The sequence below is a fragment of the Couchioplanes caeruleus genome, assembly GCF_023499255.1.
Taxonomy (GTDB): domain Bacteria; phylum Actinomycetota; class Actinomycetes; order Mycobacteriales; family Micromonosporaceae; genus Actinoplanes; species Actinoplanes caeruleus_A.
This window is the reverse complement of sequence record NZ_CP092183.1, coordinates 3,435,523-3,449,764: the sequence shown is the minus strand read 5'-3', so window position 1 is coordinate 3,449,764 and position 14,242 is coordinate 3,435,523. Positions and strand designations below refer to the sequence as shown.

The following is a 14,242-nucleotide window of genomic DNA, read 5'->3' as shown; positions in this document are numbered from 1 at the left end:
GCCGTACGCCCGCCGGGACACCGGCCTCGTCGTCGTGACGCGTACCGCCTCAGACCGGCGTCTCGCTCAGCAGCAGGCTCCGCAGCACCTTCTTGTCGGGCTTGCCGACGGGCGTGTGCGGGAAGTCCTCGACGACCTCGAGCCGCTCCGGGATCTTGAACGCGGCCAGCCCGCGACCGGTCAGCACCTCGCGCAGGCCGTCCAGGGTCAGGTCGTGACCGGGGTGCAGCCGGACGAAGAGGCAGACCCGCTCGCCCACGACGGGGTCGGGCACCGCCACCGCGGCCGCCTCGGCGACCTCCGGCATCTCCTGGGCCAGGGTCTCGATCTCGCCCGCCGCGATCTTCTCGCCACCCCGGTTGATCAGGTCCTTGACCCGGCCGCACACGACCACGTCGCCGTCCGCGGTGATCCGGACCAGGTCACCGGTGCGGTACCAGCCGTCCGGCGTGAACGACACCCGGTTCTGCTCCGGCACGCCGAAGTAGCCCCGCGGCGTGTACGGGCCCCGGGTCAGCATCTCGCCGACCTCACCGGGCGGGACCGGTAGCCCGTCCGGGTCCACGACCAGCAGCTCGTCGTACGGGCTGACCGGCTTGCCCTGGGTGGCGTGCGCGACGGCGTCCGGCGCGTCCGGCCGGGTGTAGCAGATCAGCCCCTCGGCCATCCCGTACACCTGCTGCAGCCGGCAGCCGAGCGCGGGCCCGATGCCCGCCGCGACCTCCGGTGACAGCATCGACCCGCCGACGTGGACGTGGCGCAGCGAGGACAGGTCACGCGGCGTGGTGGCGGCCGCCTCCGCCCAGCGCAGCGCGACGGCCGGAACCGCGGAGGTGTCGGTGACGCCCTCGGCCTCGATGGCCGCGAACACACCCTCGGGCCTGGGTGAGGGCGCCATGACCACCCGCCCTCCGGAGTAGAGGGTGCCGAGGATCCCCGGGCTCGCCAGCGGGAAGTTGTGCCCGGCCGGCAGCACGGTGAGGTAGACGGTGTCCGGGCCGAGCCCGCACACCGCGGCGCTCCGGCGGATGTTGTACTCGTAGTCGTCGTGCGTCCGGCTGATCACCTTCGGGACGCTCGTGGTGCCGCCGGAGAGCAGGAACAGGGCCACCTCCGAACTGGCCGGAGCACGCTCGTCCAGCCGGCGCCGGCGGGCCTGCGCGTCGCCGGTGCGGCGGGACAGCCGGCGCACGTCCGCCGACCCGGGCCGTACGTCGTCGCCGACCACCCACACCTGGGCCGGTTCGGGCAGGTCCGCGGCGACCCGGTACGCGAGGTCCTGGTGGTCGTACCCGCGCCAGCCGTCGGGGACCACCAGCGCCCGGGCCCGCACGTGCGCGCCGATCGAGGTGAGCTCGTGCTCGCGGTGCGGTGGCAGCATCATGACCGGCAGGATCCCGGCCCGGAAACAGGCGAGCGTCACCACCACGAACTCGGCGCAGTTCGGCAGCTGGACCAGGATCGCGTCGCCGGGCGCCAGCCCGCGCTCGAGCATCGCCTCGGCGAGCACGTCCGCGCTCTCCGCCAGTTCGGCGTAGGTCAGCCGCTGGGCGCCGTCGACCAGCGCGGTCCGGCCGGGCCACCGCTGGGCCCAGTCCCACATGTACTTCCCCAAGGGGTGGCCGCGCCAGCATCCGGCGGCCCGGTAGGTCCGGGCCGCCTCCTCCGGCCACGGCACGACACCGGGTCGTGGCATCACTCCTCCTCCGCGGCCGGAGCCGGGTCGTCGTCGAGCCGCTCGGCGACCAGAGCCGCCACGGCGCTGATGGTCGGCCGGTCCCAGAACAGCGTCGCGGGCAACGGCAGGTGGAAGGTGCGCTCCAGGGCGCGCCGGATCCGGACGGTCATGACCGAGTCCAGACCCATCTCGATGAGCGGCCGGCGCGGGTCCACCTCGTCGGCCGACAGCTTGGACTCGACGGCCACCTGGCGGCGGATCTCGCCGGTCAGGAAGGCCACCAGCTCCGCGCCGTGCAGGGTGGCCCACGGCCGCTCCCCGGAGACCTCCGCCGACTCGTCCGTGGCGGAGTCCAGCGGCAGCTCGCTGAGCAGCGGGAGCCGCAGTTCACCGCGCTCGGCGGCCGGCAGCATCCGCAGCACGGCCGCATAGCCGAGGTCGTACCGTTCGGCCAGTTCCCACGCGGAGAACGCCTCGGCGGCGCTGATGTCGGCCGTACCGCGCGCGGCCAGCTCGATGTCGATCACCTCGGTGGAGGTGGACATGCCCAGCCCGCGCCACGACGTCCAGCCGAAGCTGATCGTCCCGGTGTCCCCGGCCGCGCGGCGGTAGGCCGCCAGCGCGTCCAGGTACGCGTTGCCCGCCGCGTAGCTCGCCTGGCCGGGGAGCCCGAGCAGCAGACCGCAGGAGGAGAAGAGCACGAAGAAGTCGACCGAGCCGGGCGGGAAGAGCTCGTGCAGCGTGGTGGCCCCGTACGCCTTCGGCCGCAGCACCGCGCGCAGCGAGTCCTCGTCCAGCGCGGAGAGCATGCGGTTGTCGAGCACGCCCGCGGCGTGCACCACCCCACGGACCGGCGGCAGGCCGTAGGACGCGGCGGAGAGCAGCTTCGCCGCCTCCTCCGCGTCGGCCAGGTCCAGCGCCACCGGGACCACCGTGACGCCCAGGCGTTCGAGCGAGCGGACGATCTCGATCCGTTCCAGCACCCGCGGGTCGGTGACCCGCGACCATCCGTCGCGTTCCGGGACGGTCGTGCGCCCGACCAGGATGATCCGCCGGGCGCCGCGGTCGGCCAGCCAGTGCGCCACCTCGCTGCCGAGGGCGCCGAAGCCCCCCGTGATCAGGTACGTGCCGTCCGGCTCGCACCGCATCGGCGGCCGCATCGGCTTGCCCTCGAGGTGCCGCAGGCGGCCCACCATCGGCGCGCCGTCGCGGACGACGATCACGTCCTCGCCCCGCAGCGCGCCGATCACCTGAGGGATCACCGCGATGTCCGACGGCGGGCCGCCGACGTCGATGACTCCACCCCAGAAGTCCGGGTGCTCGCCGCCGATCACGCGGCCCAGGCCCCAGAGCGCGCCCTGGCTCACCGAGGCGGCGTCGGTGCTCTCCCACACCCCGCGGGTCAGGCACCACAGCTGCGCCGGCTTCGCCGCCCGGCCGGCCGCGACCAGCTGGGCCGTGCGCGCGAGCAGCCACGCACCCTCCACCGCGGCGTCGTCGTAGCCACCCGAGACGGGCGGGGCGACGACGACCAGGTGGTGGCCGGCACTCAGTTCGTCCGGCCGCAGGTCCTCCGGCCGCTCGACCACCCGGGCGATGTGCTCGGGCAGCCACTCCTGCAGCCGGGAGACCATCTCGGACGCGGCGCCGACCACGACGAGCCGGGGCGCGGCGACCTGACCGGGCAGGTCGACCGGCTGCCACGCCAGGGTGTGCACGAGGCTGCGGGTGTCGGTGTTCCCGCCGGTGTCCCGGTCGAGCACGCCGTACCGCAGGCGGGACATCCGGCCCACCACGGCCCCGTCCAGGTCGCAGATCTCCAGGTCGACGGTGTCGGTGTCGACCACCCGGACGAGGATGCGCGCGCGGGCGGGTGCGGACTCGGCCAGCGACACCCGGCGGATGTGTTGCGGCATCCGCAGGATCGGCGGACCGGTGAAGACCACCGAGGCGATCGACAGCGCGGCGTCCAGAATGGAACCCCAGGTCTGCGGGGTCGCACCGGTCTCCGGTTCGGCGACCACGGTGGCCCGCAGCGCCCCGTCGCCGCGCTCCATCCGCTCGACGGCCCACGGGAAGCCCATCGCGGCCACCCCGAGGGTCGCCAGCCGGTCGATCACGTACCCGGTGTCCAGGCTCTCGCCGGTGACCACGGTGGCCGGTGACTCGTCGGCCAGCCGGGTACGCGGTTCGAGGACCGCGGTCGTGTGGGTCGCCCAGCCGCTGTCGTCGGCCTCCTCCTCGACCACCCGGGAGGAGAGCCGCAGCGCGCCGTCCTGGAGCACCACCTGCACGTCCCGCGGGTGGGTGACCGACACCGGCACCCGCAGCCCGACGTCGCCCAGGTCCGGCCACGGCCCGGTCGAGGCCGCGGCGGTGAAGAACGTGTTGAGCAGCACCGCGGCCGGGATGATCTCCACGTTGCGCACCGGGTGGGCGCCCGGGTACGGCCGGCAGTCCCGGTCCAGGTAGGTGGACCAGATCTCGGCCGGCGTGACGCCGTTGACCCGCCGCCGGCCGCCGAGCAGCGTGTGGCTCCGCGGGTCGTGCGGTTCGGTCGCGGCCGGCACGGGCCGGCTCTCCAGCCAGTACGGCCGGCGCTGCCACACCGTGGTGGGCAGGTCGGCGAACGCCCCGTCCCCCCACAGCACCGCGGTGTCGGCCTCGAGCCCGTGGCAGTACAGCAGGCCCAGGTTGCCCAGCAGCGTCGGGATCTCGGGGCGGTTGCGGCGCAGGGTGTGCGTGGCGAACGCGTCCTCGATGCCGAGCTGCTCCAGCGTCTCGCCGATCGAGTGCTCCACCACCGGGTGCGGGGAGACCTCGAGGAACAACCGGTACCCGTCCTCGGCGGCCGCCGTGACCGCCGGCGCGAAGCGCACCTGTCCGCGCAGGTTGGCCGCCCAGTACGAGCCGTCGCGCGGCGCGCCGGAACGCGGGTCCGGCAGGGCCGTGCTGTACAGCGGAACCTCGGCGGGACGCGGAGACAGGTCGTCGACCGCGGCCGCCAGGGGTCCGCAGAGCGGCTCCATCTGCGGGCTGTGGAAGGCGACGTCCGAGTCGACCGGGCGGACCGCGTACCCCTCGGCACGCCACCGCGCTCCGAGCTCCTCGACCGCCGCGATGTCGCCGGAGATCACCGTCGACCCGGGGGCGGCGGCCACCGCGGCGGCGACGTCGCTGCGGCCCGCGAGCCGGCGTTCGATCTCGTCCGCCGGCAGGCCCACCATCGCCATGGCGCCCTTGCCGGCCACCTGCCGCAGCAGCACCGAGCGCCGGCACACGAGCCGCGCGCCCTCCTCGAGCGTCAGGACGCCCGCTGTGACGGCGGCGGCGATCTCGCCCACCGAGTGGCCGATCACCGCTGCCGGTCGTACGCCGCGCGAGCGCCACACCGCGGCCAGGGCCACCTGGATCGCGAAGATCATCGGCTGGATGACGTCCACCGGCTGCGGGGCCGCCTCGACGATCACCCGGCGCGGCGAGACCCCCATCTCCGTGACGAACACGGGCTCCACCCGGTCGATGACGCCGGCGAAGACCGGCTCGTCGGCCAGCATGCCGCGGGCCATGCCCAGCCATTGCGAGCCGTGCCCGGAGAACACCCAGACCACGCCGCGTGCCGCCGCTCCCAGGACCGATCCGGTCTGGGCTCCGGTGCCCTCCACCGCGAACTCGCGGAGCTGGTCGACGACCTCGGCACGGTCCGCACCGACCACGGTGGCCCGGTGGGGCAGCTGGTCACGCCGGTGCGCCAGGGTGTACGCCACGTCGCGCGGGTCGAGGCCCGGCTCGGCGGTGAGGTGATCGGCCAGCGCGCCGGCGAACCGCCGTACCGCCTCGGCGCTGCGCCCGGAGATCGGCACGAGCACCGGGCGCTCCGGGGCGGTCCGCCGGTCCCGTCCGGCCGGGGGATCACCGGCTTCCAGGGCGACGTGGGCGATGGTGCCGCCGTAGCCGTACGCGGACACGCCGGCCCGGCGCCGCCCGGGTTCCCCCGGCCACGGCGTCGGCTCCGTCACGACCCGCAGGCGGGCCTGCTCCCACGGGATCGCGGGGTTCGGGGTGGAACAGTTGATGCTGGGCGGGATGACGCCGTGCTGCAGGGCCAGCACCGTCTTGATGACGCCCGCCACGCCGGCGCCCGCCTCCAGGTGACCCACGTTGGGCTTGACCGAGCCGATGAGGCACGGCTGGTCCGCCGGCCGGCCCTGCCCGAAGACGGCGGCCATCGCGCCGGCCTCCAGCGGGTCGCCCACCCGGGTCCCGGTGCCGTGCGCCTCGACGTACTGCACCGAGGCCGGGTCGATGCCCGCAGCGCGGTACGCCTGGCGCATGACGTGCGCCTGGGCCTCCCCGTTCGGCGCCATGATGCCGTTGGTCCGGCCGTCCTGGTGCACCGCGCTCCCCCGCAGCACGGCCAGCACCGGGTCACCGTCGCGGCGCGCGTCGCTGAGGCGCTTGAGCACCACCACGCCGCCGCCCTCGCCCCGGCCGTATCCGTCGGCCGAGGCGTCGAACGACTTGCACCGGCCGTCCGGGGACGTCGCACCGGCCGCGTCCAGCACCAGGGACAGACCCGGTGCGGCCATCACGAGGACACCGCCGGCCAGCGCCACCGGGCACTCCCCCGCACGCAGCGCCTGTACGGCCAGGTGGATGGCGACCAGCGAGGACGAGCAGGCGGTGTCCACGGCCATGCTCGGACCGCGGAGGTTGAGCAGGTACGACACCCGGTTGGCGACCGCGCAGTAGGCGCCGCCGATCCCGGTCCACGCCTCGATGCCGGGCAGGTCCTCGAGCATGCGGCGGCCGTAGTCGTCGGCGCCCACCCCCATGAAGACGCCGGCGTCGGTGCCGCCCAGCCGGGCCGGGGGGATGCCGGCCCGTTCCAGGGCCTCCCAGGACAGCTCCAGCATCATCCGCTGTTGCGGGTCCATCAGCGCCGCCTCGCGGGGCGTGATGTCGAAGAAGTCCGCGTCGAACCCCTCGACGTCGCTGAGGAACGCCCCGCCGCGGGTCACGTCCCGCAGCGCCGCCGCGTTCTCCCGGCCGCGCGAGGCGTACCACTCCCAGCGGGAGTCCGGCACCTCGGAGACGACGTCCGCGCCCTCGGTCAGCAGCGTCCAGAACTTCTCCGGCGAGTCGACGCCCCCGGCGAACCGGCAGGACATGCCGATGATCGCGATGGGTTCCGCCCCGCTCATCGGGCCACCCACCCCGGAACGTCGAGGATCTCCACCAGTGCGCCGGCCACCGTCATGCCGGGGCCCAGCCCGTTCATCAGGTAGTGGTCGCCGGGCTTCAGGCTCCCGTCGGCCAGGAGCCGGTCGAGGGCCACTAGCTGGTCGCTGATGCCCAGGTGCCCGACGTCGCGGCCGAGCTCCCAGGTGGTGCGCTCGGGTGGCAGGCCGATCAGCGGCAGCAGCCGCTTCTCGATCACGTCGAGGGAGGTGTTCATGTAGCCGAAGTACGTGACGTCGTCGATGCTCAGGCCGGTCGCGCCGGTCCAGCTCAGGTACAGCTCGTGGTGCGCCTTGGCGAGCAGCGGGCGCATCTTCTCCATCCCGCCGCTCTGCAGGAAGAGCCGGTTGCGGTCGGAGAAGTCCAGCTGCCGGCCGGTGGTGGCGCCCGGCGGGAAGAGCGGCTCGCCGCTGCGGTGCATCTCCTCCAGCTCCGGCACGGCGATCGAGTCGGCCCAGAGCAGCTTCGCGAAGCCGCGGTTCTTGCTCAGCAGTACGGCGCTCGCGCCGTCGCCCACCAGCATTCCCTGCCCGGTGGTGCTCCACCGGTCGATCATGGCGGTGCCGAAGTTCTCGGCGCCGACGATGAGCGCGCTGGTGTGCTCCGGGTTGCCGCGCAGGTACCCCGAGGCGAGCTGCATGGCGCTGAACCCGCCGGTGCAGCCGTGCCGGAGCTCGACGGCCAGCGCGTCGCCGCCGATGGCGCGCTGGACGTACGACTGCGGGCCCCAGCCGTCCGGGCCCTGGTGCCAGACGCTGGCGTAGATGATCAGGTCCACCGCGGCCGGGTCGTCCCCGCCGCGGTCGAAGAGCTGGCGGACCGCGCGCACGGCCATCTCCGGCGCGGGCTCGTCGCCGGCCACGCGGACGCCCGTCAGCTGGCCGTCCGCGACCCAGTCCGGCTTGACCAGGCCCTCGGCGACGGCCCGCTCGGTGCTGAAGACCGGCGGAAGGTACGCCCCGATGGACGTCAGGTAGATGTCTTGTCCCTGCATGCGGTCCCTCCTCTAGGAACGTGGGGCCGGTGTCACTTGTGGCCGACCACGAGCGCGTGGCTGAAGCCCAGGCCCGCGTGCCGCTCGACGCGGGAGAAACCGGCGTCGCGCACGGCCTGCTCCATGTCGGCGGGCGAGTACGTCATCCCCTCACCCGAGGCGAGCGTGAGGAAGTACGGCGAGACGAGGCCCGCGCTCATCGAGCCGGTGCCCTCGTCGTCGGAGACGAAGTTGTAGACCAGGCACACGCCGCCCTCGGGCAGCGCGTCGTGGCACTTGCGCAGCAGCTCGGTGTTCCGCTCCAGCGACCAGATCTCGAAGATGTGGAAGAAGAGGATCGCGTCGGCGCCCTCGGGCAGCGCGTCGGCGAACAGGTCGCCGGGGTGGAAGTGCACCCGCTTGCGCAGGTCCGGGTCCTCGATGCGGTCGGCGGCCAGCCGGGTCACGCTCTCCTGGTCGAAGACGGTGACCTCGAGGTCCGGGTACCGCCGGGCGAGCTCGATGCTGTTGGTGCCGTCGCCGCCGCCGATGTCGATGGCGTGCCGGATGCCGGAGAAGTCGTACTGGTCGAGGATCTGCGCGAAGGCCCGCTTGGAGGCGTCGCCCATGTTGTCGTAGAACACCTTCTGCAGCTCGGGGTGCGCGGTCAGCCGCTCGTACAGCGTGGGGCCGGGGCCCTCGATGTGCCGCAGCCCGACGTTGGTGTTCTGCCGCATCGACTCGGCGAAGTCCACCAGGCTCGCGTTGATGATCCGGGCCTGGATGTCGATCAGGGGGCCCAGGAAGCGCTCCCCGTCGCGGAGCACCTTGCGCTTCACGAGCGCGCTGTTGACGTACTTGTCGTCGGCCTTCTCCAGAAGGCGCAGCGAGGCGAGGCCGAGCAGCAGGATCCGGGCCGGCTGCGGCTCGACACCGATCGCCTCGGCGGTCTCCTCCACGGTCATGCCGCCGGCGGCCTCCAGCCGCTCGAACAGATCGAACTCGAGGCCCGTGCGCAGAAGCTCGAAGGCCGTCGTCCCGTGGATGATGATCCGCAGGTAGTCGGCCTCGGTCACGGTGATGTTGCGGCTTGCGGTCATGAAAGCTGCTCCCCTCCGGGCCGTTGCCCGCCCGGCGTCGTCCGGCGATTCAGCTCATTGCAGTCCGGTGCGCTCGGGATCGGCTCGAGGCGGAACGGACCTGGCCGGGGGTTCGCGCTGGAGCCGCCCGGCACCGGCGCGTACGAGCGCACGCCGCTGCCGCCCGGTGTCGGATCCGGGCGGCAGCGGCGTGCTGAGGGGGTCTACTCCGGCTTGTTGACCGTGTCCCGACCGGCTCGGAAGGGCGAGGTGATGCCCTCGTAGCCCACCATGAGGTCCATGCCCGCCGCGGCGTGCGGCAGGTTGTGGCAGTGCGCCATCCAGATGCCGGGATTGTCGGCGGTGAAGCGGATGGTGACCTTGTCGTGCGGCCCGACGTTCACGTTGTCGACGATCAGCGGGCTGCCGGTGCCGGCCTTCCCGTTGACCGCCATCACCTGGAACAGGTGGCCGTGCAGGTGCATCGGGTGGTCGTCGTCGCTGCGGTTGTCGAAGGTGAGGTCATAGGTCTTCCCCTGCTCCACCATCAGCATCTCGCCGTTCGGGAAGAGCGTGCCGTTGATGCGGTAGAGCGGGGTGAGGCGGCCGTCGAAGAACCCCATCGACTCGTCGATCCGCAGGTTCCACGACCGGTCCGGCTGCGGCAGCGGCGCGGTGCCCGCGGCCGAGCCGTACGCCATGGCGTCGAGCAGCCGGAAGTCCTTGTCGGGCGGTACGGCGAGCCGGCTGCCCGGGGTGACCACGCGCAGGGTGGTGCCGCCGGCCCGGACGTCCAGCTCCTGGCCGGCGGCGAGGGTGGTGAGCAGGTCGACCCGCCCGGATCCGGCCACGTCCACGTGGCTGGCGCCGAGCGGCTGCGCCCCGTGCACCGGACCGGAGTCGAAGGCCGCCACCGTGAACGGCGCACCGCTGATCGAGAGGCGCTCGCGGGTGCTGCCGGTGTTGACGAGCCGCAGGCGCACCGGCCGGCCCGGGGTGGCCGCTATCGGCTCCGGCCGGGTGCTGTCGTTGAACGCCTGGGCGCCGCCCCAGGTGTGCAGCGTGATGACGTGGTCCTGGTCGGCCGGCACGGCCCCGTCGGCGCCGGCGGCCGGCGTGACCACCAGCGTGCCGAACAGCCCTCGTTCGATCTGCGCCGACGGGTTGTTGTGCGAGTGGTACCAGTACGTGCCGGGGTGTGTGGCGACGAAGTCGTACACGCCCTGACCGCCCGGCGGCACCGCGTCCTGGGTGACGCCGGCGACCCCGTCGGCCGCGTTGGGCACCAGGACGCCGTGCCAGTGGATGGTGGTCGGCTCGGGCAGCCGGTTGGTCAGCGTGACCCGCAGCCGCTGTCCCACGGCGACCCGCAGCGCGGGCCCCGGGACGGTGCCGTTGTAGGTCCACGCGTCCTTGCCGATACCACCGATCTCGACCCGCTTGACCTCGGCGGTCAGCGCCACCTGGACGACCGGCGCGTCGGTGGGCGGCTGGGTCAGGTCGGTCACCGAGCGCATGCCGGCCATCCCGGCGTGTCCACTGTGACCGGCCGGGGCGAACGACGGCGGCAGGATCGACGCCTGCCAGCGCCACAGCGAGACGGCGACCACCGCCGCCGCGAGGAACACGACCCGGGCGGCCAGGCGGCGGCCCGGCCGCGGACCGGTGGCCGCCGTCGCCAGCAGCGCGGAGCCGACGGCGAACGCGGCGACCGCCCAGGCGAGCACCGTCCACGACGGCTTGAGCACCATGGCGTAGGTGATGAACATGAGGGCGCCGAACCGGCCGGCGAGGCCCACGTACGCCTTCCGGCGTTCCGCCCGCTCGCCGCGCGGGCGGACCAGCAGCACCGGGACGACCGCCACCACGGCGTAGCCGATGAATCCGCCGAGGATCCACGGAGAGGTGAGGTCCCAGCCGCGGGCGACCATGAAGCCGCCGCTGATGACGAGCAGGACGTATCCGTACGGGGCGATCCGGTTGAAGACCCACAGGACGCGGGTGCTCCGCGCGCTCTCCCGCGCCGTTCCCTGCCGCCTCAGCCAGAGGAACTCGCAGAACGGATCGAGGAGCAGGAGCACGAACCCGGCAATGTGCGAGGTCAGCAGAACTCGCTCGATCATGCGCTCACCCTATCGATGACGTGGTCCCGGCCGTCATGCCGGCGTCGTCCGCGGCCCGGACGCTGTCCCAGGTGGCCCGCATCGACTCGGCGACCGTGTAGCGGGGACGCCAGCGCAGCAGCCGCCGGGCCCGGGAGATGTCGATCCGGGTGCAGTCGGCTCCCCTGCTGGCCACCGCACCGGTGCGCATCCGCACCGCCGACGCCGGCAGGCCACCGGCCGCCACCAGGATCCGCAGCAGTTCCCGGATCGGCAGCGCCCGGCCACTGCCGATGTTCAGCAGTGGGTCGGCGCCGCGGTCGCCGATCGCGGCCAGCACCGCGGAAGCCGCGTCGCGCGAGTCCACATAGTCGCGTTCGACGTCGGTGACGTTCAGCTCGATGCCCTCGGCTCCGGCCCGGTGCAGCCGGGTGGCGACGACGGTGAAGAAGCTCTCCGGCGCCGGGTCGGGCCCGACGGTGTTGGCCAGGCGCAGCACCACGCCGTCGAGGCGGCCGGCGCGGATCAGCTCCAGCACGTGGCGCGACTCGGCGAGCTTGGTCCGCGCGTACGGCGTCGGCGGGGCCGGCTCGGTCTCCTCGGTGATCCACCCGTCCCGCGGCACCGGGCCGTACTCGTGGACGCTGCCGACGTGCACGAACCGGGCCGGCCCGGGCAGCCGGCGGACGGCCTCGGTCAGCGGGGCCACCACGGCCAGGGCGCCGTCGCGCGTCTCCCCCTCGGCCAGCCCCCAGCCGCCGGTGGCGTTCACCACCGCGGCGGGGCGCAGCTCGGCCAGGGTACGGGCCAGCTCGGCGACCGGTGTCGCGGCGACGTCCATCGCGAGCATCTCGGCGGCGACCGGCCGCGACGGCCGGTGCCGGGCGACCGCGTACACCCGGTACCCGGCGTCGGTGAGGGCGGCGCAGAACCGGCGGCCGACGCAGCCGGTGCCGCCGACCACGACGGCGGCCGGCCGGCTCGGATCGGCGGTCATCGCGCCGCTCACCCCTGTCCGGGCAGGCAGTCGACGTACCGGGGAAGCAGCCCGAGCGCCTCCGCCTCGGCGAGGCTCGGCGCGGCCGCGTCCCGGTCGGACAGCAGTGGCCGGATCCCCGCCGGCCAGGGCAGGCCCAGCTCGGGGTCGAGCGGGTCGATCCCCTTCTCCTGCTCGGCCCGGTACCCGCTGGAGACCAGGTACGACATGGTCGTGTCGTCCTCGAGCGCCAGGAACGCGTGCCCGACGCCCTCCGGGAAGTACACGGCCTGGTACGACTCGGCGTCCAGCTCGGTCGCCTCCCACTGCCCGAACGTCGGCGAGCCGACCCGGATGTCCACCATCACGTCCAGGGCGCGGCCGCGGGCGCAGTAGACGTACTTCGCCTGTCCCGGCGGCACCACGGTGAAGTGCACACCGCGCAGCACGTTGCGCGCCGAGACGCTGTGGTTGGTCTGGGCCACCGGGAACCGCCCCCCGATCGCGGTGGCGAACGCCGATTCCTGCAGCGGCGACACGAACAGCCCACGGCGGTCGCGGTGGACCTCCGGGGTGAAGGCGAAGCCGCCGGTTACGCCCAGCTTGCGGATGTTCACGAAGTCCCCCGGTTCTGCGCGTGGTCCACGGTTGAGGTGAGCTCGTGCGGCGCGCCGAACCACCGGTGCAGCGCGGCGCCGAGCGCGGCGGCCCCGTCCGGTCCGGTGGCGCCGGCCCACGCGACGTGTCCGTCCGGCCGCAGCAGCAGCGCCGCGGGCACGTCGCTGCGGTCACCGGCGTCGAGGCGTACGTCCGGCAGCACGTCGACGCGGTCGGCCCACCCGGCGGTGGCGGGGTCCGTAGCGTCCGGCGGCAGCAGCAGGAGGCCGCGGCCGTTGCGCAGCAGCGTGGCGGCCGGCACGGGGCCGGCGCCGGCATCGGCGGTCAGTGCCGGGCAGGGCCGGCCCACCAGCGGGTGGCCGGCGTCGCCGGCCATGCTCTCGTAGCGCACGTCCAGGCCGGACAGCTCCCGCGACAGCCACAGGTTGACCTCGGGCAGGGCCAGCAGGTCCCCGACCAGGTCACGCAGCGCGTCGACGCGGGGCTCCGGATTCATCAACGCCACCTGGGCCCGGGTCTCGCGCAGCACCCGGACCGCAGCCGGCCGGCGCTCGGCGCCGTAGCTGTCCAGCAACCCGTCCGGGGCCCACCCGGCGACGGTGGCCGCCAGCTTCCAGCCCAGGTTCATCGCGTCCTGCAGGCCCAGGTTCAGCCCCTGCGCGCCGATCGGGAAGTGCACGTGCGCCGCGTCGCCCGCGAGCAGGACGCGCCCGGTGCGGTACTCGTCGGCCAGCCGGGTGGCGTCGGTGAACCGGGAGAGCCACCGCGGCTCGCGCATGGTGACCTGCAGGCCGGTGACGCGCTCCACAGTGGTCCGAAGCTCGTCGAGCGTGACCGGGGTGTCCCGGTCCGGCAGGGGCCGGTCGAACTCGGTGGTCAGCACCCGGGTCACCCCGGGCAGCACGGAGATCGCCATGAGCAGGCCGCGCGGCGTCCGCATGGTGCCCGGCACGCCGGCCGGCAGCTGTCCGGGCTCGGGCAGCTCCACGTCGCCCAGGAGCGCGCTCACGCTCGGATCCGTGCCGGTGAACCCGATGCCGGCGAGCCGGCGGACCGTGCTGCGCCCGCCGTCACAGCCCACCAGGTACGCCGCACGCAGCTCGTACTCGCCGGCGGCGGAACGGACCCGGGCCACCACCTCGTCGCCGCCGGCGGCCAGCCCGGTCAGCTCGTGCCCGCGGCGGATCTCGGCGCCCAGGTCGAGGGCGTGCTTCTCGAGCAGTTCCTCGGTGCGGGCCTGCGGGATCAGCAGGGCGTGCGGGTGCGCCGCGTCCAGCCTGTCGAGTTCCAGCAGGGGTTCGATGCCGGCGAAGTGGGCCCGGGGCCAGATCCGGTTGCCCTCGAGGAACCGCTCGAGGATGCCGCGCTGGTCGAAGAGCTCCAGCGTCCGCGGTTGCAGGCGGAAGGCCTTCGAGTGCCCGCTCGGCTCGGTGAGCCGTTCCAGCACCACCGCCCGCGCGCCGCCGAGCCGCAGCTCCGCGGCGAGCAATGCGCCGACGGGTCCGCCGCCGACGACGATCACGTCGAAGTCCAAGGGTCTCCTCGCTTCCGCATGCCGGCGCGCGCCGGTTCCCG

General features: G+C 73.9%; 8 protein-coding genes. All 8 read right to left on the bottom strand.

All coding sequences use genetic code 11. The annotated features are described in order from the left end of the window. Positions 1 to 49: 49 nt before the first annotated feature. The 8 genes from COUCH_RS15995 to COUCH_RS15960 all read right to left on the bottom strand — a co-directional run bounded on the left by COUCH_RS15995 (position 50) and on the right by COUCH_RS15960 (position 14,201). The gene (locus COUCH_RS15995) at positions 50 to 1,696 is read right to left on the bottom strand and encodes a (2,3-dihydroxybenzoyl)adenylate synthase (protein ID WP_249612873.1); all 1,647 of its coding nucleotides are present in this window, start codon (positions 1,694 to 1,696) and stop codon (positions 50 to 52) included. Next, a complete protein-coding gene (locus COUCH_RS15990; protein WP_249612872.1) occupies positions 1,696 to 6,882 on the bottom strand; it encodes a type I polyketide synthase in 5,187 nt (1,728 codons plus the stop codon). Before COUCH_RS15990 ends, COUCH_RS15995 begins: the two co-directional genes overlap by 1 nt. Further along, on the bottom strand, positions 6,879 to 7,913 hold the full coding sequence (locus COUCH_RS15985) for a ketoacyl-ACP synthase III family protein (RefSeq protein WP_249612871.1): 1,035 nt from the start codon (positions 7,911 to 7,913) through the stop codon (positions 6,879 to 6,881). Before COUCH_RS15985 ends, COUCH_RS15990 begins: the two co-directional genes overlap by 4 nt. Before the next feature lie 32 nt (positions 7,914 to 7,945). Beyond that, on the bottom strand, positions 7,946 to 8,992 hold the full coding sequence (locus COUCH_RS15980) for a methyltransferase (RefSeq protein ID WP_249612870.1): 1,047 nt from the start codon (positions 8,990 to 8,992) through the stop codon (positions 7,946 to 7,948). A 203-nt stretch (positions 8,993 to 9,195) separates the two neighbouring features. Next, the gene (locus COUCH_RS15975; protein WP_249612869.1) at positions 9,196 to 11,094 is read right to left on the bottom strand and encodes a multicopper oxidase domain-containing protein; all 1,899 of its coding nucleotides are present in this window, start codon (positions 11,092 to 11,094) and stop codon (positions 9,196 to 9,198) included. Positions 11,095 to 11,098: 4 nt separating this feature from the next. Next, on the bottom strand, positions 11,099 to 12,070 hold the full coding sequence (locus COUCH_RS15970; RefSeq protein ID WP_249612868.1) for an NAD-dependent epimerase/dehydratase family protein: 972 nt from the start codon (positions 12,068 to 12,070) through the stop codon (positions 11,099 to 11,101). An 8-nt stretch (positions 12,071 to 12,078) separates the two neighbouring features. Then, positions 12,079 to 12,666, bottom strand: coding sequence for a dTDP-4-dehydrorhamnose 3,5-epimerase family protein (locus COUCH_RS15965; RefSeq protein ID WP_249612867.1), 588 nt, complete (start codon positions 12,664 to 12,666; stop codon positions 12,079 to 12,081). Beyond that, the gene (locus tag COUCH_RS15960) at positions 12,663 to 14,201 is read right to left on the bottom strand and encodes an FAD-dependent monooxygenase (RefSeq protein ID WP_249612866.1); all 1,539 of its coding nucleotides are present in this window, start codon (positions 14,199 to 14,201) and stop codon (positions 12,663 to 12,665) included. The genes COUCH_RS15965 and COUCH_RS15960 overlap by 4 nt, the downstream gene beginning before the upstream one ends. Positions 14,202 to 14,242: the final 41 nt, after the last annotated feature.

What these genes read in the sequence shown, in the direction of transcription:
- COUCH_RS15995 (WP_249612873.1), bottom strand. Translation starts at nt 1,696, where the DNA reads ATGCCACGACCCGGTGTCGTGCCGTGGCCGGAGGAGGCGGCCCGGACC.
- COUCH_RS15990 (WP_249612872.1), bottom strand. Translation starts at nt 6,882, where the DNA reads ATGAGCGGGGCGGAACCCATCGCGATCATCGGCATGTCCTGCCGGTTC.
- COUCH_RS15985 (WP_249612871.1), bottom strand. Translation starts at nt 7,913, where the DNA reads ATGCAGGGACAAGACATCTACCTGACGTCCATCGGGGCGTACCTTCCG.
- COUCH_RS15980 (WP_249612870.1), bottom strand. Translation starts at nt 8,992, where the DNA reads ATGACCGCAAGCCGCAACATCACCGTGACCGAGGCCGACTACCTGCGG.
- COUCH_RS15975 (WP_249612869.1), bottom strand. Translation starts at nt 11,094, where the DNA reads ATGATCGAGCGAGTTCTGCTGACCTCGCACATTGCCGGGTTCGTGCTC.
- COUCH_RS15970 (WP_249612868.1), bottom strand. Translation starts at nt 12,070, where the DNA reads ATGACCGCCGATCCGAGCCGGCCGGCCGCCGTCGTGGTCGGCGGCACC.